Origin of the sequence: Rummeliibacillus sp. G93, assembly GCF_023515935.1 — a bacterium.
GTDB classification, from domain to species: Bacteria; Bacillota; Bacilli; order Bacillales_A; family Planococcaceae; genus Rummeliibacillus; species Rummeliibacillus stabekisii.
In genome coordinates this window covers 916149-938565 of the sequence record NZ_CP097314.1, presented here as the reverse complement: position 1 = coordinate 938565, position 22417 = coordinate 916149, and the positions used below count along the sequence as shown (strand labels likewise).

21 protein-coding genes are annotated in these 22417 nt (G+C 38.2%); 2 read left to right on the top strand and 19 right to left on the bottom strand.

Annotation, left to right across the window (positions count from 1 at the left end; genetic code table 11):
* Positions 1-113 precede the first annotated feature (113 nt).
* From ftsZ to M2M59_RS04550, 18 genes are all read right to left on the bottom strand, one after another.
* Positions 114-1295: a cell division protein FtsZ gene (gene ftsZ / locus M2M59_RS04635; protein ID WP_147194255.1), complete on the bottom strand. Its 1182-nt coding sequence runs from the start codon at positions 1293-1295 to the stop codon at positions 114-116.
* A 51-nt stretch (positions 1296-1346) separates the two neighbouring features.
* Positions 1347-2630 (bottom strand): cell division protein FtsA, encoded by a 1284-nt coding sequence (gene ftsA, locus M2M59_RS04630; RefSeq protein WP_066785209.1) that lies wholly within the window; start codon positions 2628-2630, stop codon positions 1347-1349.
* A 387-nt stretch (positions 2631-3017) separates the two neighbouring features.
* A complete protein-coding gene (locus M2M59_RS04625) occupies positions 3018-3773 on the bottom strand; it encodes a cell division protein FtsQ/DivIB (RefSeq protein ID WP_249775645.1) in 756 nt (251 codons plus the stop codon).
* A gap of 22 nt (positions 3774-3795) precedes the next feature.
* Positions 3796-4881: a putative lipid II flippase FtsW gene (gene ftsW, locus M2M59_RS04620; protein WP_066785205.1), complete on the bottom strand. Its 1086-nt coding sequence runs from the start codon at positions 4879-4881 to the stop codon at positions 3796-3798.
* 11 nt (positions 4882-4892) lie between these two features.
* Positions 4893-6257, bottom strand: coding sequence for a UDP-N-acetylmuramoyl-L-alanine--D-glutamate ligase (gene murD, locus M2M59_RS04615; protein WP_147194259.1), 1365 nt, complete (start codon positions 6255-6257; stop codon positions 4893-4895).
* Positions 6257-7228 carry a phospho-N-acetylmuramoyl-pentapeptide-transferase gene (mraY, locus tag M2M59_RS04610; RefSeq protein WP_066785199.1) on the bottom strand — a complete coding sequence of 324 codons (972 nt, stop codon included), beginning with the start codon at positions 7226-7228 and terminating at the stop codon, positions 6257-6259. Before mraY ends, murD begins: the two co-directional genes overlap by 1 nt.
* A gap of 76 nt (positions 7229-7304) precedes the next feature.
* Entirely contained in the window at positions 7305-9197 is a 1893-nt protein-coding gene (locus M2M59_RS04605) for a stage V sporulation protein D (protein WP_066791832.1), read from the bottom strand.
* Between the two features lie 214 nt (positions 9198-9411).
* Positions 9412-11535, bottom strand: a complete 2124-nt coding sequence (locus M2M59_RS04600) for a penicillin-binding transpeptidase domain-containing protein (RefSeq protein ID WP_249775644.1) — start codon at positions 11533-11535, stop codon at positions 9412-9414.
* Between the two features lie 32 nt (positions 11536-11567).
* Positions 11568-11939 carry a cell division protein FtsL gene (gene ftsL / locus M2M59_RS04595; RefSeq protein WP_066785194.1) on the bottom strand — a complete coding sequence of 124 codons (372 nt, stop codon included), beginning with the start codon at positions 11937-11939 and terminating at the stop codon, positions 11568-11570.
* A gap of 13 nt (positions 11940-11952) precedes the next feature.
* A complete protein-coding gene (gene rsmH, locus M2M59_RS04590; protein ID WP_249775643.1) occupies positions 11953-12891 on the bottom strand; it encodes a 16S rRNA (cytosine(1402)-N(4))-methyltransferase RsmH in 939 nt (312 codons plus the stop codon).
* A gap of 21 nt (positions 12892-12912) precedes the next feature.
* Entirely contained in the window at positions 12913-13344 is a 432-nt protein-coding gene (gene mraZ, locus M2M59_RS04585; RefSeq protein ID WP_066785184.1) for a division/cell wall cluster transcriptional repressor MraZ, read from the bottom strand.
* Positions 13345-13655: 311 nt separating this feature from the next.
* Positions 13656-15272 (bottom strand): bacillithiol biosynthesis cysteine-adding enzyme BshC, encoded by a 1617-nt coding sequence (bshC, locus tag M2M59_RS04580; RefSeq protein ID WP_147194267.1) that lies wholly within the window; start codon positions 15270-15272, stop codon positions 13656-13658.
* Between the two features lie 262 nt (positions 15273-15534).
* Positions 15535-15918, bottom strand: a complete 384-nt coding sequence (locus M2M59_RS04575) for a DUF3397 family protein (protein WP_249775642.1) — start codon at positions 15916-15918, stop codon at positions 15535-15537.
* Positions 15919-15921: 3 nt separating this feature from the next.
* Positions 15922-16821 (bottom strand): ketopantoate reductase family protein, encoded by a 900-nt coding sequence (locus M2M59_RS04570; protein ID WP_249775641.1) that lies wholly within the window; start codon positions 16819-16821, stop codon positions 15922-15924.
* Between the two features lie 84 nt (positions 16822-16905).
* Positions 16906-17292 (bottom strand): transcriptional regulator, encoded by a 387-nt coding sequence (locus M2M59_RS04565; protein WP_066785173.1) that lies wholly within the window; start codon positions 17290-17292, stop codon positions 16906-16908.
* Between the two features lie 53 nt (positions 17293-17345).
* Positions 17346-18107 carry an enoyl-CoA hydratase/isomerase family protein gene (locus M2M59_RS04560; RefSeq protein WP_249775640.1) on the bottom strand — a complete coding sequence of 254 codons (762 nt, stop codon included), beginning with the start codon at positions 18105-18107 and terminating at the stop codon, positions 17346-17348.
* 178 nt (positions 18108-18285) lie between these two features.
* Entirely contained in the window at positions 18286-18459 is a 174-nt protein-coding gene (gene rpmF, locus M2M59_RS04555) for a 50S ribosomal protein L32 (RefSeq protein ID WP_066785166.1), read from the bottom strand.
* 24 nt (positions 18460-18483) lie between these two features.
* The gene (locus tag M2M59_RS04550; protein ID WP_249775639.1) at positions 18484-19017 is read right to left on the bottom strand and encodes a YceD family protein; all 534 of its coding nucleotides are present in this window, start codon (positions 19015-19017) and stop codon (positions 18484-18486) included.
* A gap of 125 nt (positions 19018-19142) precedes the next feature.
* On the opposite strand from M2M59_RS04550, the gene M2M59_RS04545 reads away from it, so the two are divergent.
* Complete coding sequence (locus tag M2M59_RS04545; RefSeq protein ID WP_249775638.1) at positions 19143-20342, top strand: nucleotidyltransferase; 1200 nt, start codon at positions 19143-19145, stop codon at positions 20340-20342.
* On the opposite strand, the gene M2M59_RS04540 is transcribed toward M2M59_RS04545, so the two are convergent.
* Positions 20343-21392, bottom strand: a complete 1050-nt coding sequence (locus M2M59_RS04540; protein ID WP_244946637.1) for a SepM family pheromone-processing serine protease — start codon at positions 21390-21392, stop codon at positions 20343-20345.
* 254 nt (positions 21393-21646) lie between these two features.
* Between M2M59_RS04540 and M2M59_RS04535 the strand changes: the two genes are divergently transcribed.
* Positions 21647-22387, top strand: a complete 741-nt coding sequence (locus tag M2M59_RS04535; RefSeq protein ID WP_147194285.1) for a hypothetical protein — start codon at positions 21647-21649, stop codon at positions 22385-22387.
* Positions 22388-22417 lie beyond the last annotated feature (30 nt).

The window sequence follows — 22417 nt, the reverse complement described above, 5'->3', positions numbered from 1 at the left end:
GGGTGAAAGGTAAACAGGTGAAATTTCCGACATAAAGGGGCATTTTTTTAATTTCAGCATAAAAAAACTGTAGGCAAACACGAGGGATTTCATGTTTGCCTACAGTTTTTTATTTAACGGCGTCTATTGCGATTACGCAAGAACGTTGGAATATCTAGACCTTCTTCTTGATTATTTGATTGGTAAGAAGTGTTTTGTTGTTGTCTTGGCGCCTCTTTCATTGTGTTCGCCATTTCTTCCGAACGTACTTCACGATTTGGCATTTGCTGCATTGGTTGTTGTTGACGTGGTGCACTCATACCGCCTCGGTTTGTATTACGGCCTTCAAATTGTTGTACTTCATCTTCTGTAAACTCTGTTGCAATGACTGTCACAACGATTTCGTCTTTTAAGTTATCATTAATGACAGCACCGAAGATAATGTTTACATCTTCATCAGAAGCAGATGAAACGATATCTGCCGCTTCTTGTACTTCGTATAAGCTTAAATTAGATCCGCCTGTCATATTCATTAGGACACCCTTCGCCCCATGAATAGATGTTTCAAGCAATGGACTTGAAATTGCTTTTTTCGCAGCTTCTACAGCGCGCGTTTCGCCTGATGCGATACCAATACCCATTAAAGCAGAGCCTTTATTGGACATGATTGTTTTGACATCGGCAAAGTCTAAGTTGATTAAACCAGGGACAGCGATTAAATCTGAAATCCCTTGGACACCTTGACGAAGTACATTATCCGCTTCACGGAAAGCTTCAAGCATTGGCGTATTTTTATCAACAATTTCTAACAAGCGATCATTTGGAATAACAATTAACGTATCAACTGCTTCTTTCATCGAGGATGTACCGGAAACAGCTTGTTTTTGACGTTTTTTCCCTTCAAAAGAGAATGGACGTGTAACAACGCCAACTGTTAATGCGCCAATATCACGAGCGATTTGGGCAATAACAGGAGCTGCGCCTGTACCTGTACCGCCGCCCATGCCGGCAGTAACAAATACCATATCCGCACCGCTAAGTGCTTCTTCAATTTGTTCTTTGCTTTCCTCTGCTGCTTTTTTTCCTACTTCTGGGTTAGCACCTGCGCCAAGTCCGCGAGTAGATTTCGCACCAATTTGCAATTTAACTTCTGCATTTGATAGTTTTAATGCCTGTGCATCTGTATTCACGGCGATAAATTCTACCCCTTGCACTCCATGTTCAATCATTCGGTTGACTGCATTGTTACCGCCGCCGCCAACACCGATCACTTTAATTACAGCTAGTGAATCGTCATTTGTTTCAAATTCTAACATCCTAATTCCTCCTAGTTCAGCTATTAGTGTGTAGGGAAAATCGCCTATATATTATTCTAAGAATTTATTAAAGAACCCTTTTACTTTTGTAAGTACACCATCTCTATGTTCTTCCGTTTCATAGGATGCTTGTTTTTTGGGCTGTTCTACATGAGTGTCATATGGCACATTGCCTAGCGGATTATTATCGCTTACCTCATGGTTGAATTGCGATTCCTTATACGCATAGCGAATTAAATTTACAGCGGACGTATATTCAGGTTCTCTTACTCCTATATAATCAGGTGTATAAATCTTTACACTTGTCTGCAATACATGGCGTGCTAATTGAGGAAGGCCTTCTAATTTCGCAACACCGCCAGTCAAAACAACACCACCCGGCAAGTCTTGAATCCCCATCCGATACAATTCATCTATAATTAAATCGAAAAGTTCTTCTAGTCTTACACCTATAATTTCGGATATGTATCTTTGACTATACTGTTCTTTTGTATCTGCACCTATAACTGGTACTTCAAACAATTCATCATCAGAAGCATCATCATAATAAGCATGACCATATTCACGCTTAATCTTTTCTGCTTGTTCTGTTGGAGTTTTCAAAACGATTGATAAATCCTTCGTCAGATGATCGCCGCCAACAGGGATCATGGCTGTTCCAGTAAAATGTCCTTCTTCAAATACAGCAATAGTTGTAGAGCCGCCGCCGATATCAACAAAAGCGGTACCTCTGTTGCGCTCATCCTCAGTAAGTGCAAATTCACCAGATGCTAATGGCTGCAAATAAATTTGTTGAATCTCTAAACCAGCCTTTTCAACGCAACGCAATACATTGTGCAAGACTGTTTTAGATGTGGTAATCATTGTTCCGTCCATTTCCAAACGGATTCCGATCATACCTCTTGGATCCTTAATTCCATCTAAGCCATCAACAATATACTGAGTTGGTACAATGTTGATTAATTCTCGATCTGGCGGGATAGACATCAGTTGTGCTGATTCCATCACACGATCCAAATCTAAATCTGTGATTTCTCGGTTTTCGCTATTTACTGCCACAACGCCTTTAACAGCATGTAATTGTACTTGGTTTGCTGGAATACCTAAAATGACTTTATTGATAGTCATTCCTACCATTCTTTCAGCTTGATCTACTGCTTTTTTAATAGATTGGACTGTAGCATCTATATCTACAATGCTTCCTCTTCGGATACCTACCGATTTGACATTACCTACACCTATTACATGCACAGTCTCATCATTAACTTCTCCAATTAGCACTTTTACAGAAGAAGAACCAATATCTAGTGAAACATATAATTCTGAATGACTCAAACTGTGGCACCTCCTTCAATAACTCTTATGATTATTCTATTGTAAAATGTTAAACTTGTCTAAATAAATTCATGATTGACATACGAAAATCCTTCTATTCACCTGTTTTTTTTACTATATAAAACGGATTCATACATCATACACTTTAATTCCCCATTCACATAATAGGAAACTCTTCACCTATAAAGAGGTTTTCGGCAATAACAAATTTTATATAAATCTACTATTGCAATAAAATATAGGGAAGAAAAAAATAAAACTTTTTTCAATCAATTAATGCTTAAGCTAAGATTACTACATTTGTAAACTATTTAAAACTGATAATAATAGAAATAATGTAATTTTTAGATAAAAACACTGAATTAACCAAATGCTTGTACTGTTTTTCTATTTTTTGCTGTATTCATCACGATATGATCGATAAAATGTACCCACTTCTAAATCAATAACGCCTTTATCTTTATGTTTAATTTGAGAAATGATGGATGGATAAAATTTTAGCTTGGAAGCAAGAGATGAAATAGATCCCCTCACTTCAAAACCATCATTCATAAACATTTGAATAGCATAGGGATTTGAGTCGTTTGGTATTAGATTTACTTGTGATATCAATGCAGTTAATTCACTACTCAATTGTTTTAACTGACGAATCATCTTGACCCGGGTTTTTTTATTTTCAAAACCAACAAGTATTGGCATATCCAACCTTGTTGGTAGTTTACTTAAACGCAGGGTTTGTCCATTATCAAGAACTAAACTGTATTGATCATTTTCTTTTAAGAAAGCTACATCTTTATGCTCTTTAATGGAAAGTGTAACAGTGTTGAGCCAGCTTCTTTTGACCTCAACACTTTTTACTATTTGCTTACTTTTTATAAGCCCTTCAATTTTGCTACTTTTAAAATCCCATAAAGAATTACCCTTTTTTAAACCACTATGCTTTATGTAATAGTCTTTACTTTGTAAATGGTTACCTTCTACTTTTATTCTTCCAATATGGCTATATGGCGATTGAAAATATAGAAGAGTCAGTAAGGTAATTAAGAATATAACTATAAGTATGATAAATCGTCGGTTTGTTCTTTTTTTTCGGCGTTCTCTTAATGTTGGAATTCGTTCTTCAATATCAATTACTTTATCCATACTGACCACTCCCTTCTATAAATTAGTCTTCCCTCGAAAAGTTCCATATGATGCCAATCGCAATCCATGTTACCACAAGAGATGTTCCTCCATAACTGATAAATGGCAATGTGACACCAGTAACGGGCAATAAACCTGATACTACACCAATGTTTAGGAATGCTTGAAATCCAATCATTCCTATTAATGTAGCAATGCTATACAGCGAAACTTTGAGACTCGACTTGTAAGCTAATCTTAAGCCTGCATAAATCAGCAACCCAAAAGCACAAATAATTGTCGCTGCCCCCAGAAAACCCATTTCTTCTGTAATAATGGAGAATATAAAATCATTTTGGGGTTCAGGTAAGTATAAATACTTTTGGCGGCTATTGCCAAAACCAAAGCCATATAATCCTGCCGGTCCTATAGCCATTAATGACTGAATCGCTTGAAATCCGCTACCTAAAGGATCTGACCACGGATCCAAAAAAGCCTCGATTCTTTTTAACCGATACGGTGCTGATAGGATCAATCCAACTAGCCCTGCGACGCCTGCAATAATTAAGAAAACATAAAACCGGAATGGATATCCTGCGATAAAGAATAACAAGAAGACAGATACAATTAAAATAAATGCAGATCCAAAATCTGGCTGTACCATTATAAGTGCCACTGGCAAAAACAGATAAAGAAAATGTTTCCAATGAATTTTAGATGCAGTTGCCTTTTGTTTAGACAGGATAAAACTCAACTTAATGATTGTAGCAATCTTCGTTAATTCCGAAGGTTGAAGACTCAGTGGTCCAAGCGCAATCCAGCTCTGGGATCCATTCCGGACAACACCAATCCCTGGAATTAAAACTGCTACTAGTAACAGTAATGATAACCAATAAAATAGTGTCCATGTTTTTTCTAGCTGAAGTCCTTTATAACGACCGCAAGCATAGAAAACGGTTAAAGCGATCGCTAAATAGATGAGTTGCTTTACTAAGAACGGCGCTGTTTGGCCATAATGGATTTTACCCCAGTACGAACCTGCCGAATATACAAAAACAATGCCAGAGGCAGTTAGAAATAACGCGGCAATGATTAACCATAAACGTTCACGCTGTAACAGGCAAGGCATCCTTCCTATTGTTAGTCTTTATATTCGTCTAATTCCATGACAGATTGGATAAATAAATCTCCTCTAGTTTCAAAGTTTGGATACTGGTCCCAACTTGCACAAGCAGGTGATAGAAGAATCACATCCCCTTCATTAGACAACTGAGCTGCCTTAGGGACAGCCTTCTGGATATCCGTTGCATATACAATGCTTTCAACACCGCAACTTTTCGCAAAATCTGCAAAACGCTCTGCGGTTTGACCGAATACAACTGTAGCATGAACATTTGCCATGACAGGTCGAAGTTCTTCAAAGGAGTGACCACGGTCTAATCCGCCCGCAAGTAGAACAATCGGTTGGTTGAACGCAGCAAGAGCACTTCGGGTAGCTAAGGTATTCGTCGCCTTAGAATCATTATAAATTTTTCTCTTTCTCCATTCGCGGACAAACTGTGTACGATGTCTTACACCGGCAAATGAAGATAGGACAGATGCCATATTCTCTTTTGGACAATCCATCAAAATAGCTGCTGCTACTGCTGCGAGGACATTTTCTAAATTATGCGCACCAGGTAATGCAATTGTGTCACGTTTTAAAATTGGTGCACCCTCCCAATAAATCATATCTTCGTCAGCGCTAATGCCCTCTTTGCTTATTGCTTTTGTTGTAAAAGGAATCAATTTCGCATTAGATTTTTCTGCATAGGAAGCTACAATTTCTTGGTCGGCATTATAAATCAAATAATCGCTACTATCCTGATTTCGCGTAATGTTGAATTTCGCTTCACCATATTCTTTCATGGTGCCATGGTAGTCAATATGTGCTTCGTATAAATTAGTCCAAATCGCAATTTTGGGTTTAAAAGTTTCAATACCCATTAACTGAAATGATGAAAGCTCCGTGACTATAACTTGATCAGCTTCTGCACTTTCAGCTACTGTGCAAGCCACTGTACCTATATTGCCAGCAATTAATGGCTTTAAACCGCCTTGTTGTAAAATTTCATATAGCAAGGTGGTTGTAGTCGTTTTTCCGTTTGAACCGGTAATACCAATAAAGGGTGCTTCGCTGATTAAATAAGCAAGCTCAACCTCTGTCCAAACTGGAATACCACGTTTTATAGCATCCTCTACAATAATATTGTTATACGGAATACCTGGATTTTTAATCACATATTCAAAGCCTTCATCCAATAAATTTCCCGGGTGATGACCACAAATAACAGTAATTCCTTGTTGAAGGAGCTTTTGAGCTTCTATATTTTCTTCGAATGGTTTGGCATCGTTGACTGTTACAAAAGCGCCCATTTTATGAAGCAATTCTGCAGCAGCCACCCCACTTTTAGCCAAACCTAATACTAGAACTTTCTTATGTTCCATCATAGATAGTTGTTTCATTACAATACCTCCGGAACCACTGCGAGCAATGCCGCCACTAATGCTGTTAACCAAAACGTTAGGACAATACGCCATTCCGACCAGCCTGATAGCTCAAAATGGTGATGTAGTGGACTCATTTTAAAAATTCGTTTACCTGTTAATTTAAAGCTTGCTACCTGTAAGATAACAGACAATGTTTCTAAGACAAAAATAATCCCGATGATCAATAGAAGAAGCTCTTGGCCAACAAGGATGGAGAGCATAGCTAAAGCTCCACCCAGTGCCAGCGAGCCTGTATCTCCCATAAACACTTTTGCCGGATTTGCGTTGAATAGTAAGAAACCTAATAGAGCTCCTACTACAGCAAACGCGAAAATAGCAATATCTAATTGGTCATTCAAGAGCGCCAATACTCCGTAAGCAGCAAAAGCAATAGATGCTGTGCCAGATACTAAACCATCCAATCCGTCTGTCAGGTTCACTGCGTTTGAGAAACCAACAAGCCAGAAAATCAGGAATAATACATAGATTGCCCCTAAATGGATTGCATAGTCAGTAAACGGTATTTGAATTGTATTATGGAAGGTACCTAATCTCATCAAGAAATAAGCTGCTACAGAAATAACGATTTGGCCAATCAACTTCTGTAAAGAGGTTAATCCCAAATTACGTTTAAAGATGATTTTTAAGCCATCATCTAAAAATCCGATCACCCCAAAACCTATTAAAACAATAATTAATATAATGGATTGTGAGGTGAACTCGCCTTTTATAAGGCTAATGATAAGGGTAGTCGCAATAATAGATAATAGGAAAATGACGCCTCCCATCGTCGGCGTACCCGCCTTTTTCATATGTGATTTAGGGCCTTCTTCACGGATGCTTTGGCCAAATTTAAATCGTCTTAACATGGGAATAATAATAGGGCCTAATATGACCGAGATAACAAAAGAAATTGCTAAAATAATTAGCATTGTTGCGATTGACATGAAAAAATTCTCCTTCTAAACTTCTTTAGTACATGTACTATCATAGTAGTTTCAGTTTCATTTTTAAAGACTAAGATTATTCTTTTTCTAAATAAACGTGAATAGTCCCATCTTTTACGATTTGTGCATCTGCTTCAGGTAGTTGAGAAACAATCTTCTCTCCCTCCCCATGCCATTCTATACGGAATGGATAAAGCATACCTGTAATTTCTTTTTTGCTTTGGCCCACTAAGTCTGGAACGCGCACCTTTTCCACATCACCCCAACGATATGGCTTTTCAATCTGCTTTTTGCGATTTTTAATTCCAACAATTGGATGGATATCTTCAATAATTTGACCTACGATCGGCGCAGCAATGACGCCCCCAAACTGAGGTCCCTGCTTCGGATTATCAATCGCTACATAGACAACTACTTCCGGATCATCTGCTGGTGCAAACCCGACAAATGATACAATATACTCTCCATCTTTATAGCGTCCATTTTCAGCTTTCTGTGCAGTTCCTGTTTTCCCGCCGATTCGAAGCTGATCACGGTAAGCGCCTCTACCTGAACCGTTTGCAACCACAGATTCTAATGCAGCTCTAACCTTTGCGCTCGTTTCTTTTCGTATCACCTGGTTCTTTTTGGTCGGTTCGTATGTTTTAAGGACTTCTCCATTTTCTCCGTTCACAATTCTTTTTACGATATATGGGGTCATTAATTTCCCGCCGTTCACAGCTGCTGCGACTGCTTGCACTTGTTGAATTGGCGTTACCGAAATTCCTTGACCAAATGACGTGGTAGCATGCTCTACAGGACCATAATTTTTAGGTGAGAATAAAATGCCTGTCGACTCTCCAGCCATGTTAGAGCCTGTAACTTGGCCAAAACCAAAGTCACGGATATACTTTTGCAATTTAGTCGGGCCCACTCGTCTTCCCAATTCAATAAATCCTGGGTTACATGAATTTTCCACAACTTGCAAGAATGTTTCACTACCATGACCGGAGCGTTTCCAGCAACGTAGCTTTGCTCCTTCTACATTGGCGTAGCCTGGATCAAAGAAACTTTCATTTTCTAAGTTGACTGCATTTTCATTCAGTGCTGCACTTAATGTAATGATTTTGAATGTTGAACCCGGTTCATATGTCATCCATACAGGCAAATTACGATTGTAGATACTTTGATCCACTTTCAAATATTCTGCTGGGTTATACGTTGGGAATGAAGCTAATCCCAAAATTTCGCCTGTATTTGGATTCATTGCAACACCAATTGCTTGATCTGCATTATATTTCTTCATCGCCTGCGCTAGTTCTCTTTCAACCACTTTTTGGACACCAACATCAACCGTTAATTCTAATGTGGCACCGTCCTGTCCCTTTTTCCATCCATCCTCTACATGCGGTAGGTTTGCTCCCTTTGCATCAGTAAATAATCGAATGGCTGACTCTTTCCCTAACAACAAGTCATTATACTGATATTCAAGTCCTGCCAGCCCCTGCATATCGCTGCCTGTAAATCCTAATAACCTTGACAGCAATACACCATATGGATAGTCGCGCATATAATCAAGACCCGTATAGACGCCAGGGATTTGTAATTTTTGAATAGCTTCCGCTACCTCGTTGGAAATGTTCTTTCCTTCTGGCGCCAGTTTAACAATAAAGTCTTTCTTATTCAGCTTTTTCTCTAAAGCTTCTTTACTCGTACCTAGAATTGGAGCTAATTGCTCTGCTACTTTATCAGGTTCTTTATTTTGTGCAGGCATAAAGTATAATGTAGGCGCCAGCTTGTTCCCAACCAACAGCTTACCATTGCGGTCAGTGATATTGCCCCGCAGACTTTTCATCGGCACTTCCCTGTCCCAATTTTCTTCTGCTTTTTTGGTTAAAAAATCATGCTGGATAAACTGAACCACAATCAATTTTCCGATCAACATTGCACCTAAGCAGAAAAAAATCAATACGACAATTTTCAATCTCATGCTTGCTTGTTTAGTAACCCACATAGTTCGACAAATCACACCTTTTTACATGTAAGATATGATTGCAAAAAGGTGACTATGCTTATCTTTGTTCATTTCACATTGTTCCGTAAAGAAACGGTTGTGAAAGAATCGAAGTGTGTAAACCTCGACTCTTTAGCATAAACAAAAGCTGGCGAACCATTTCTCCCTTATTAAATGGGCTTTCTACGACTTAATTATATTCATCTTCTGGTTTTTTCAATGTTACAGTTAATTTTGCATTTCCCTCATAAATAGTTCCTGGCTTGATGCTTTGTTTTGCACCAAATCCATCTCCGCTTGTATGAATTTTAATTCCGGATATTGATTGATAAGCCAATATATCCCGCAATGACCAACCTTTGAAGTTTGGAATTTTAATGTTGTTGCCATCCGTTTTAAGGAATACATGATTTTTACCTAGTAAACTGCTTCCTTCCTGCGGGTATTGTTCCAATACTTCACCGTCTCCGCCAATTTGAACAGGCTCCATACCTTGAGATTTTAACTCTTTGGTTGCTGTTTTGCTGCTACCCCCTACATATTGGCCAACGATTACAGGTTTTTCAGTCTTCATTTTGGAAGGTTTTATATTTAAATATTTTAAGCTACTGCCCATGACTGTATTGAATACTTCTGAAGTTGGCTCAGAACCAACTTCTGTCATACCTAATTGCGGTTTTTTGATAGCAATATACATAATTAATTTCGGATTTTTCTTCGGAGCCATGCCTAAGAAAGAATAAAGGAAACTATTCTTCCCCCAGTAATAGCCGCCAGAGGGTCTTGGAATCTGAGCTGTCCCTGTTTTTCCTGAAACCTCATATTCTTTGCTTGCAAAATTCTGAGCAGTACCTTTTTTGGACGTAACAGTCGTCCCTAATGTATCTCTTACTTTTTTAGCGGTGGCAGCTGAAATCGGCTTACCCTTCACTACTGGCTCATGCTGTTGGATTACTTTCCCCGTGTTTGGATCGACGATTTTGTTAATCACATAAGGTTGCATCATTTTACCATTATTCGCAATAGCGGTAAGTCCTTGGATGAGCTGAATCGGTGTCACGGTAGAACCTTGTCCATAGGTTGTTGTTACTCGGTTAATCGGGTATTCATCCAATATTTTACCTGTTGCTTCATTTGGCAAATCTATTCCTGTTTTTTGCCCGAATCCAAATTTCCCTAGATAGTTGATAAAGGTCTTATCTCCAATCTTTTTGAGCAAGTTTGCCATTCCGACGTTGGAAGAACGCTGAATACCCTCTAGATATGTAATTGTTCCCCATCCAACTTGGTTGGCATCTCGAATTGTACGATCATATACCTTGTATTGGCCTGATTGGAATTTATCATTTGGATTCCATTTTCCTTCTTCTATAGCAGTAGCAAGAGTGAACGTCTTCATCGTTGAGCCTGGTTCCAAGGTTGTTTCAGTTAATGAGTTAATCCAACTATTATTTAGACCTGCCCCTGTCTGAGGATTAAAGGTAGGCCTCTGTGATACAGCCAGGATTTCTCCAGTTTTAGGATTGGCAACTACAGCCATCATAGATTCAGGTTTATATTTTTCATAAACCTTCGTCATTGAAGCTTCTAGAAAGTTTTGGATTGTCCGATCAATGGTTAAATAAACATTCTCACCATCTTTAGCTGGTTGGATCATTTTTTTACTATTCGGCAGTAAATAGCCAAATAAGTCACTCTTATATTGTACATTTCCATCAACACCAGAAAGCTCTTTATTATAAATGGATTCTAAACCCATTTTTCCAACAGGAGCTTTTTCGTTATCTTCTTTTCGCGCAAACCCTACTAAATTCGATGCGAATACACCATTTGGATAGAAGCGTTTTTTGTCTTCCATCAAAATAATACCCGGTAAATGTTCTTTTTGAATTTTTTGCATGGTAGCATGGTTAATATTACTACCTGCATTTCCAAACTCTACTTGCCATAAAGGTTTGTGCTTTGCAGTATACTTTTTGAGCAGTCTTTCGTATATTTCTTCTTCATCCATCTGTATATATTTTGCTAATACTGCAGCTGTTCTTCTTGGATCCACCACATGGATAGGTTTTTTTGAACCTTTTGATGCATCCGGGTTAACAGTAGCAGCAAGGCGATACGTCACCGCATCCTCTGCAATAATTTTACCGTTTCGGTCTAATATGTTTCCTCTGTCTGCTGTAATTGTTTTTTTCTTTTCATATCTGGCAGCTGCTTTTGCGGCTAATTGCTGCCCTTCTACTTGCCCAGTGACTTGGATATAGAATATTCTAAAAAACATTAAAAAAAATAGAAGCCCGTAGATGATAAGCATCGTGGAGGCTCCCCATTGAAATTTGTTCTTTTTCATTGTCCTGACGCTACTTTCATGTTTTTTTCGTTCAATTTTAGGCCTAAAGCGTTTGCTTTTTTCCAAATACGATCATATGTTGAAAGTTCACTTATTTCCATAGACAATTCTGAGTTTTGCTTTTTCACTTCTACTATATCAGCTTCTGTTTTTTGAATATCGACTGTTGTGCTGTTGATAGAAGACTGGACATTCAAATTCCCTACAGCAATAAAAGCAATTGTAGCAGTCATTACAAGCATTAGAATTTTTTCTAGCTTGGTGATTCTTGATTTACGCGGTTTAGTGACAGTCTTTGGAATATGCTGTTCGGGTGCTACTGGTTGTTTTATATACGTATGATGTTCTCTTTGTTGTGGCAATCCCATATAATCAACTCCTTTAGTCTTTTACTCTTTCAATTATCCGCAGTTTGGCTGAACGTGCGCGATTGTTTGCTTCTAGCTCTTCCGTTGAAGGCACAATCGGTTTTTTAGTAACAAGCTTGATGGCTGGCTCCATATGGGCGGGAACAACTGGCAAACCTGGAGGTAAATCTGGCAAAGAAGACACCTCTTTAAATATGGTTTTGCAAAGCCTGTCCTCGAGTGAGTGGAATGTAATCACGCTGACTCTTCCACCGACAGTAATAGTTTCAATCGCCTGTTGCAGGGAATCTTCCGCTGCACCAAGCTCATCATTCACTGCAATGCGAATGGCCTGGAAAATTCTCTTCGCAGGATGTCCACCTTTACGTCTTGCAGCTGCCGGTATCCCCTCTTTAATGAGATCAACCAATTCACCAGTTGTTTTGATTGGCTCATTTTTTCGTGCCTCTTCTATTTTGCGAGCAATTTGCTTAGAAAACTTTTCTTCTCCATAACGGTAAAAAATCCTAACTAAATCACTATAATCCCATTCATTCACCACTTCATATGCAGAAAGAGAAGCTGTTGTATCCATCCGCATGTCAAGTGGCGCATCTTGATGATAGCTGAAACCACGTTCAGCCTGATCAAGCTGAGGTGATGAAACACCTAAATCATATAGAATGCCATCGACTTTAGAGATCCCTAAATTAGCTAACTCCTCTTGCAAATAACGAAAATTTGCATGTATGAATGTCACTCTGTCTAAGTATGGTGCTAGACGAATCTTTGCATTTTCAATTGCAGCTAAATCTTGGTCAAAACAGATGAGGCGTCCTTTACCAGATAATTGGCTAACAAGGTACTCACTGTGTCCTGCTCCTCCTAAGGTGCAATCCACATAAATCCCGTCCGGACGGATGTTCAATCCATCAACGGTTTCTTTCAGTAATACGGTCGTATGATTGAACAACTGAAATCCTCCTCTTGGTTGTTATAAATCAAAATCAATCATATTCTCAGCAATTTCATTAAAGGAATCTTCAGACTCAGCAAAGTAATCTTGCCATGCCTGTTGCGCCCAAATCTCAATGCGATTGGACACGCCAAGAATAACACATTCTTTTTCAATGCGGGCATGCGATAGCAAGTTCATGGGTATGTTGATACGGCCTTGTTTATCAATATCCACTTCTGTCGCTCCAGAAAAGAAGAAGCGCGTAAACGCTCGAGCATCTTTTTTCGTTAGCGGCAATTTCTTTAATTTATCCTCTAGCTTTTCCCATTCATCCATTGGATAACCAAATAAACATTGGTCTAAGCCTCGAGTGATGACAAAACCGTCTTTAAAATACTCTCGAAACTTTGCTGGGATAATTAAGCGGCCTTTTGGATCAATGTTATGTTGGTATTCTCCCATGAACATGATACTCACCCCACTATATGAAAATAGAGTACCACATTCCCCCACTTTCCACCACTAATTCATAGACAAATTAATGGCAAACATAAAAAATATGAAAATTGTCCTTGCTATTATGTATGCCTCAACATTTTAAACGTAAATGAGCTAATGTATGCGCGTTATCGGGATTTTATGGTTGTTGCCCCTTCTTAAATAGACATCTTGGTCCATATTTAAACCAAAAGCTTTATATTTCTTGCAAATTAAAAAGACAAAAGGCATTGAGACGTATCTCCCCATGCCTTTTGTCGAATCTACCTGAGCATATTGTTCTATAAAAATACAGCTTTGTGTTTGCTGTTAAATGAAAATGGTAATCCCATCAGATCTTGAATAAAGCTTTCGCCATATTCATTCATAAATAAGAAGGGATTAAATGTTCTCTCCTGTAGGCCGCCTCCTGGTAATAGGCGATCTTCTACTAATCGATATCTTCTTAATTCTACATCATGTTGAAGTAGGATTTCTCGTTCAATCTTCTTATTTAAAAAGTCTAATTGTTGTTGATGTATAGACAGGTTTTTCTCTGCTAATTTTTCTAGCTGTATATCATTTTTGCGCATGTGTTCTAGCAGTCCATCATATTGTTCGCGTAATAAGTCCATTGTTTGGTCAATCATCTCTTTAGCGCTTACATCATATACATCCGCTTCATAGGCTCCTTTTAGCAAAGTTGCTTTACCTGCCAAGGCATCCGCAACAGACAAATCTAACTCTCCTAATACATGTTGTACCTGTCTATCTATAATTGAAACGTTTAAACGAGGCACAAAAACAGGCACTTTCATGTCTAACAATGCGAAAGCATCCTTTAATGTAGCCCAGTAGGCCAACTCACCAGGCCCTCCAATAAATGCAAGTACAGGAAATACCATATCCTGCATTAATGGTCTAGTCACTACATTATTGCTCAATTGTTCAGGGTGCTCATTAGCGATTTCTAGCATATCATTTTTACTAAATTGGACATTTGCTATATGGTTTATAAATTTGCCATTATGGTGTTCTAATAAGAATCGCTCGCCATCTCGCACATAAAATAAATTGGCTGCATCCTTTGTTGCACCAATCGGAGTCCCATAGCCAAGCTCTGCAAAATCCGCTTCCCGCTGAGTGACGACATCTGCAATTTGCTCTGTATGCTTAATCAATTTTTCAAAATAAGGAGACTCATAAGCACGCAATTTAGGATCCGCAGCATCAACAAACAAGAGCCCTTCTTCTTTAAACAGCCAGTTCATAAGAGCTGTAAAGAAATCCGTATACGTTTTGCTTTCTACCAAAAATTGGTCGATTTGCTTCAGAAGCTTTTCAGTATACGCTGTCTCGCCATATTGCTTGAATGTCTCTTGGATAAATGAACGTACTTCTTCTGTATCTAATACTGTTGTAGAAGCCATTAATTTCTTTTTTGAATTGCTTCTATAGATATGCTTTTCTAGTCTGCCATTAATCGCTGTAAAGGTATGATTAATTTCGTCAATGTCATGGTCCTCGCCAGCAATCCAAAATACAGGTACAACAGGCAATCCAAGCTTTCTTCTTTGTTCTTTTGCAAGCAGAATAACCGATAATGCTTTATGTACAGAATACATGGGCCCTGTGAGTAAGCCAGCCTGCTGGCCACCTATCACCACTACTGCTTGGTCTTCTAATTCTTTTAAATGTTCTTCTGCCTTCTCTGAAACGCCAAACGGTTTCATATAGTCACGAACAATTGCAGCCAATTGTTGTCTTCTTACAGGGTGGTTTTGTATATCCTCTAGTCGTTTCGAAAAGGAATCATCTCTATTTGCATAATGAAAAAAGGGAAGAATGGATGACTTTTCTTCGGTATAATCTTTTAGTAAAGGATTCGTTATAGGAATCTCAACTTGTTCCAATTTCATATTTTGTAAACTCCTCTATAATGGTTAGCTATATTGAAGTATATCATTTAAACACCTGTTAACAAAAAAATACGCTCACTCACAAACGTAAGAACGAAATAACAATTTTTTGTAATTGATTAGGCTTTAAAAATAAAAAAGAAGCACTTTATGTTCAGTTAACCATAAGGTGCTTTTCATCGTTTGTTTTAATTTTATACAGCTTATTCGTGCTAAACAAAGTCTATTCTTCGCATTTTAAAATCGTTAAAACGTGCTTGAGTTAATATAGCTCAATAACTTTTTGAATAATAGCGGCTAAACATATACCTATGTATGCAAAGGTTAAAATCAAAAACATTAACCGCCAGATTTTACGAAATAGCTTTATTAAATCAATTTCTTTGCTTTTTATCCATTCTACTATAGTTAGGATCATCGCAATAAAAATCCCGAGTATAATGACGATAAAGCCCAAATCAAAATGCCATATTAGTTTAGTAAGGGCAGGAATGGAGAAGAACAACAGTAAAGTTGTTGCGTCTGCTGCCTTACTAAAAGCATTCGACTTTTTGAAAAGTTTCTTAAAAAAGAAGTAGACAAACAAGAATAGGAAAAAAGGAAAAAGAATGAATGGATACGCAATCAAAGATAAAAGTGCTATCACATTTTATTCCTCCTTTCCTTCCAGAGCTAGCAACAAGAGATAGAGTGTTTTGAGCATAGGCAAATCATGCCCTCTTTCTTTTGCTAACACCATAACTCCTCCAACAATTGTGTCTATCTCCATTTTTCTGCCATGGCGATAATCTGCAAGCATAGATGAAGTATTCTGAGAGGTATTTTTGCAGATTTGTTCTATATTACTAAATGGCAACATGTTTTTTTGTTCTGGAAATGCTGAGACTATTTCAAAATACAGCTCTTTTAATATTCTATGATGAGATGATAGGCGAATCAGATCACCATTGGGAACTTCTAAAAGTGTTGTTAGCGTATTAATTAGGCAATTGACAATTGTTTTGCGCAACAACATTTCTAAATAATTTTCAGAAAAAGAAATAGGTAAGTCGATTGCTGTTAGACGCTGACACTTTTCGTTATTCCATGCTTCACCTTTAAAATTGGCAATATTAAAGATACCAATGCCACGATGAATCACTTTGTTGCTATTTACTTTCTCTGCTCCAAATTCAATGGTTCCCATTAATATATTCTTTTGTTTTAAATCACGAGCAAATTCTATATGTTTAATTCCATTTTGGATAAATAATAGGATTGTTTCTTCTGGTAGCTCATCAAAAAGCAGCTGCATGTCTTGTAAGTGATGATATTTAACAGCCAGAATCCAGATTGCTTTCTTATTTAAGTTCTGCGGGTTAGTGGTAACACTTATTGGAAGAGTCTTTTCTTCGCCAACATCGTTAATAAATGTTAAACCGCCGCCAGATTGGATTGCCTTACTCTGCTCTTTAGAATGTACCAGCACTTCTACATTGTGCCCATGTTCAAAAAGCTTACTTGCTAAGACTAGTCCTATGGCTCCTCCTCCCACTATTACGAAATCCATTTCGACACCTCTTCATTCTCCGCTCTAGATCGGTTACTATACCATTGCTATTATACTGTTACAAAGCAAAAAAGGAAACATCGCCTAGATGTTTCCTTTTTTTAAGAATTTAGACCCTGTTTCGAGCCACTGGAGCACTTCTACATGATCATGCTGCAATTGCTCATGCTTTTCTTTTAATTCATAGTAAGCTTCTGATAATTGATCAAAACTAGTTAAGGCTTGCTTTAAATGTGTTCTCATCATTTGTTTTGGCTGAGATTTTGCATTTTCTAGTTCTTTTTCATAAACCTTGCGTAGTGTTTTATTCCATCTAAACCCGCAGGCTTGTTTTGTTCGTCCTAATGCTTCTGCCGCTTCTTGAAATCCAGCTAATTGTGATCTTCCTTCACTCACAGCCTGTAATATAATGTTCGCTAACCTATCATCATCTTGCTGTAACCATTGATCTTTTCTTTTTTTCACTTCCATACGAATCACCTCGCATTTTTTATTACTATATGCGAGTTTTTGAAGTTTAGAAGTTATTTCGTTTTTGATAGAAATTGTTTAACAGCTTGATGATGTGCTTCGCTTTCCCATAGCTTCGCACATGTTCTTACTTCTTCCATAACTCTTTCCTTGAGATGCTGACTATTCCATTTGCGAATCAAAATTTCTTTATATGCTTTATGAACACTCGGATGAATCTTTTCCATATCTGCTATGAAATCTTTAATAGCCTCATTCTTTTCACCTTCAAAGATATATTGCGCAAAGCCCAATGCAAACAGTTGCTCTGCATTATATAGCCTAGCCTCTAATAGCATTTTTAATGCTTTCTCCTGCTGTAGGCCTCTCTCCAATAAATATGTACCACCACCCCATCCTGTGGTAATCCCTAATGTACCTTGAATAAAACCGCAGCGTGCTCCTTTCTTAACTAAGCGGAAGTCGCATGCAGCCGCTATCTCGCATCCTCCCCCAACCGCAACTCCATTGATTAATGCAATGGTTGGTATAGGTAATGTAGCTAAATCATATAGTATTTCCGCCATCTTACTGAGCATGCTATAAGCCTCTTCTTCTGTAATCAAGTGATGAAATTCTGCTAAATCCCCGCCTGAACAGAAGGCTTGATCACCAGTTCCCGTAATAACAAATGCTCGAACTGTTTCATGATTATGTATATACTCTATTGCTTCTTTCAAACCTTCCATTACCGCATAATTTATCGCATTTCGCCTCTCTGGCCGATTAATCGTAAATGTCACTATTCCCTCTTGCTCTGCAATGATAAAGTCCATCCTTCATATCCCCTTTATTCAGAATTGCTATCATCTTACCATAACTAGAATAAGAGACGAAAAAATATAAAAAAAGAAAACCCTTAAATAAGGGTTTTCCGTTGTGTTAAAACTGCATTTAAGTCTGACTAAAGAGCCATGGTCTCTCTAGAAAGTCTCCTTTAAAGCAAATACTGAATTATTTGCTTACTACTTCTTTACCTTTGTATGTTCCGCATGCTTTACATACATGGTGAGACAATTTAAGTTCACCGCAGCTTGGGCAAGCAACCATACCTGGTACAGCTAGTTTAAAGTGTGTGCGACGTTGACGTTTCGCAGTTTTAGAAGTTCTTCTAAATGGTACAGCCATTGATGGCACCTCCTTACAGATCGGTTATTCGTCTGTTTGATCAAAATACTTAGCTAAAGCAGCCAGTCTTGGATCCGTTTTTTGGGCGTCTTTTTCTTTTTGACTTAAAAACTCATCCTCTGTTAAATAAGACCAAGCGTCATTATTTTTGGATTTTGGGTTTTCGGCATCTTCTTTGAACACTTGTATAGGAATCTCTAATAAAATTAGTTCTTCTAATACTGGATCAACATCGATTATTTCCCCTTTTACAGGATGAACATTATCATGCTCATCTGTAGCGGCATAATCAGACCAGCTAAAGACTTCATCTGATTCAATGTCAAAAGGAAATTCGACATCTTCCCATGTGCGTGAACAAGGAAGTGTAAGCGTGCCTGTCAAATGAAAATGACAGTTCATTTGGCTCGCACCAAAAGTGCAAAAGCCTTCTACGTGGACAGGAGTTATATGGCGTATATCCGTATTGCGACGCATAATGCCTTCCAATTGTACAGTTTCGTCAATTGGCATCCCGCTTTGGCGATATTTAGATAGTTGTGGGATTGCCCATTTCATACATTATCACCTCTAAACAACAAAGTTGATTATATAATGCTCATTTATAGATGTCAAGATATTTTCTTGTCACTAGGCTAAACTACTCGTATAATCATAGTACTAAGTATAAACGGGGTGAAGACTTGATTGCAACTGGCGTAATTGTTGAATATAACCCATTTCATAACGGACATCTCTATCATATCAAACAATCGCGAGAACTTACAGACGCAGATATTATCATCGCTGTAATGAGTGGCCATTTTTTGCAGCGCGGAGAACCGGCTTTTGTCGATAAATGGACAAGAACGAGGATGGCGATTGCAAATGGGGCTGATCTCGTAATTGAACTGCCTTATGCATTTGCTACCGCCCAAGCAAGTGACTTTGCAAAGGGTGGCGTACTGCTTCTCGATGCTCTGCAATGCGATTACTTATGTTTTGGTAGCGAACAAGGAAGCATAGATCCTTTTTTTAACACGTATACGCTTTTAGAAGAGCAGAACGCGTCTTTCCAACAATTTATACAGGAATTTGTTAAAAGCGGCTTAAGCTATCCTTCTGCGCTAAATAAAGCCTATCAAACACTTATCCCTGATAGTAATGCGCAGTTTGTGGATTTGTCTCAACCAAATAACATACTCGGCTACCATTACATAGAAGCTGCACGGAAATTTCAAACAGCTTTAAAACCGACTACTATTCTTCGCAAGCAGGCAGGCTACCATGATCCCGTCCAAGAAGGTACCACCATTGCAAGTGCGACGGGGATTCGACAAGCGATTCATGAACATCAGGCTATTGAGCATGTATCTGGCTACTTGCCTTCTGCTTCATTTGATCTTTTGAGTGAATGGAGTCAGGGAAACCAGCCATTTGCAAGCTGGACGTACTTTTGGCCATATTTGCGCTTCACATTATTACGTTTAACACCTGGGGAACTAAAAGAATACGCAGAAGTGACAGAAGGAATTGAATTTTTGCTGCTGGAAGCTGCAAAAGAATGTACGGATTTTACAAGCTTTATGAAAAAAGTTAAATCGAAACGCTATACATGGACCAGAATTCAACGAATGCTCACACATATTTTTACGAATTTTACATGGTCGCAGTTGAAAAGCATGGACACACCTCGTTATATCCGTATCCTTGGTATGAACCAAAACGGTCAGAAATATTTATCCGAACGAAAAAAAAGCATGTCGTTACCTTTAATCAGCAGAGCCGCAAGTTCCAAAGAACCAATGCTACTTCAAGATATAAAGGCAACAGATCTATATATGCTTGGACTTGGCAAAAATAAAATGGGCTTGGATTATCGCATCCCGCCCATTCGTATTTAATCATTTTTTCTCCGGCAATTTTTCCAAGTAATCAAGAGCATCATTCACATTCTTTACAGGTACGATTTTCATTTTCGTACCTATTTTTTTGGCTTGTTTTAGTGCTTCCTGATAATTTGGCAGAATATCGGGATATTTCTTCTTCACAACCTCTGGCAATGTATCATTTGGCGCAAAGAAGATTTCAACGCCTGCATCATCTGCAGCAATCACCTTCTTCTCAATGCCGCCAATCCGACCAACATCGCCAGTCGCTAGCATTTCACCTGTTCCTGCAATATTATAGCCCTTTGTTAAATCGCCTTTTGTCAATTGATCGATGATTTCGAGGGTAAACATTAAACCAGCTGATGGCCCGCCAATATCCTCTGCTTGAATTTTCACTTCAGGGTCTGTCTTGATAGAAGTATTATCTGCAAATGTGATACCAAGACCTACTTTTCCTTTCGTACCTGGAATAGCCTTCAATACCACCTTTTTCTTCATGTTCTTTCCATCACGCTTGATCTTAATAGTTACAGTATCGCCTGATTTCTTTGTTGTTAAGTAATCAACCAGCTGCTGATGTTTATGAATTTTCAAACGGTCAATGCCAGTTACCTCATCCGCTGTCTCTAATATCCCATCGGCCGCTCCGTTCTTCACAACATAATAGACATAGACGCCATTATAGACAATTTTATAATCTAATCCTGTTTTTTTAAACGCAATATACTTTGCATTAAACTGAGAATCTGTCATAAGTTTAATTTGACGATTATTATAATCCTTATCACTCTCGTTTGGACTTCTGACCTCATCTTCTTTTAAAATATCCTTTTCATCGTCTGCATACGCAGCAGCATATGTAAAAGGCGTAGCAACAGCCATAGATACTGTCATCATATTTAATTTCCCTTTGCCTTTTTGATCTGCATTGTCTACTTTTACATACTGATCTAAATCATATGCTCCTCCCGGCTGCATAATATAATAAGGCAGCGGATATACAAATCCCACTATGATGATTGCTGCTAATGCAATGACAATCAAAAATTTTTTCACACTCATTGAGGAACCTCCTAGATAATGTCCAATTGATAAAAGGACGAGAACTTCTGTGCAGTTTTATAAAAAATATATTACATGATTGGATGATGTAAATCTTACTACACTACAGCAATATCGCAATATGCTGGCTTTTTATTTTTTTATTGCTCTTGCAACCCGAACTAGCCCATGAAGGTGCTGATTTAGGGATAAAAATTTTTGTAGATAACTTATTCCCTTATCTACTCCCTTATTTGATTTTGACGCAATGGCTTTTGCGTTTAACGAATATTTCTAGTATACCACAGGGATCTAAATGGCGTTTTTACGTACAATTATATTGTTTGGGTGCTTTAGGCGGTTTCCCAACAGGCGCGGCGACGACTGGCTTTTTATATCAGCAACAACAGCTGACACAAAAAGAGGCTCGTTATCTATTAGCCATTTGCCATGCACCAAGCCCTCTTTTTGTCGTCGGTTTTGTCGGCATGGAAATATTAAGAAACCCCATAAGCGGATGGCAAATGCTTGGACTGTTCCATTTTGTTAATATAATCATGCTAGTCATTTTTATTCTTGTTTTCCGAAAAACGGTTCCACCTACGAACCTTCCGCCAAAACCAAAAGATACTGGCAATCCTTTAATTGAGAGTATTAAGAGTAGCTTGCCTACGGTTCTACTCGTTGCTGCGACCGTTATATTTTTCACGACCCTCAGCTATGTTTTCACACAAACTTTAGAAAACTTTGTTGATTCTTTGCCAAAGGGCGTCATGTTATCACTTTATAGCATTCTTGAAATGACATCTGGTTTAGCAGCATCGGAAGATTTCTATGGCCATTCAAGCTGGCTTCCATTAATCGTCATAACGATACTAACAATGCAAGGACTTAGCATCCATATGCAAGTTGCTGTTTTAGCAAGAGAAGCCAAAATATCGTTGAAACCTTATATTTCCGCACGTGTACTTCAAACATTGGTAGTACCGCTCTTATATTGGATTATTTTTATGTAAGAAAAGACAAGGCCTCCACCATTCATAATG

Excerpts from the sequence above, each read along its gene's own strand:
- ftsZ (WP_147194255.1), bottom strand. The coding sequence starts at position 1,295 with ATGTTAGAATTTGAAACAAATGACGATTCACTAGCTGTAATTAAAGTG.
- M2M59_RS04625 (WP_249775645.1), bottom strand. The coding sequence starts at position 3,773 with ATGGATAAAGTAATTGATATTGAAGAACGAATTCCAACATTAAGAGAA.
- ftsW (WP_066785205.1), bottom strand. The coding sequence starts at position 4,881 with ATGCCTTGCCTGTTACAGCGTGAACGTTTATGGTTAATCATTGCCGCG.
- murD (WP_147194259.1), bottom strand. The coding sequence starts at position 6,257 with ATGAAACAACTATCTATGATGGAACATAAGAAAGTTCTAGTATTAGGT.
- mraY (WP_066785199.1), bottom strand. The coding sequence starts at position 7,228 with ATGTCAATCGCAACAATGCTAATTATTTTAGCAATTTCTTTTGTTATC.
- M2M59_RS04605 (WP_066791832.1), bottom strand. The coding sequence starts at position 9,197 with ATGAGATTGAAAATTGTCGTATTGATTTTTTTCTGCTTAGGTGCAATG.
- M2M59_RS04600 (WP_249775644.1), bottom strand. The coding sequence starts at position 11,535 with ATGCTTATCATCTACGGGCTTCTATTTTTTTTAATGTTTTTTAGAATA.
- ftsL (WP_066785194.1), bottom strand. The coding sequence starts at position 11,939 with ATGGGATTGCCACAACAAAGAGAACATCATACGTATATAAAACAACCA.
- mraZ (WP_066785184.1), bottom strand. The coding sequence starts at position 13,344 with ATGTTCATGGGAGAATACCAACATAACATTGATCCAAAAGGCCGCTTA.
- bshC (WP_147194267.1), bottom strand. The coding sequence starts at position 15,272 with ATGAAATTGGAACAAGTTGAGATTCCTATAACGAATCCTTTACTAAAA.
- M2M59_RS04570 (WP_249775641.1), bottom strand. The coding sequence starts at position 16,821 with ATGGATTTCGTAATAGTGGGAGGAGGAGCCATAGGACTAGTCTTAGCA.
- M2M59_RS04565 (WP_066785173.1), bottom strand. The coding sequence starts at position 17,292 with ATGGAAGTGAAAAAAAGAAAAGATCAATGGTTACAGCAAGATGATGAT.
- M2M59_RS04560 (WP_249775640.1), bottom strand. The coding sequence starts at position 18,107 with ATGGACTTTATCATTGCAGAGCAAGAGGGAATAGTGACATTTACGATT.
- rpmF (WP_066785166.1), bottom strand. The coding sequence starts at position 18,459 with ATGGCTGTACCATTTAGAAGAACTTCTAAAACTGCGAAACGTCAACGT.
- M2M59_RS04550 (WP_249775639.1), bottom strand. The coding sequence starts at position 19,017 with ATGAAATGGGCAATCCCACAACTATCTAAATATCGCCAAAGCGGGATG.
- M2M59_RS04540 (WP_244946637.1), bottom strand. The coding sequence starts at position 21,392 with ATGAGTGTGAAAAAATTTTTGATTGTCATTGCATTAGCAGCAATCATC.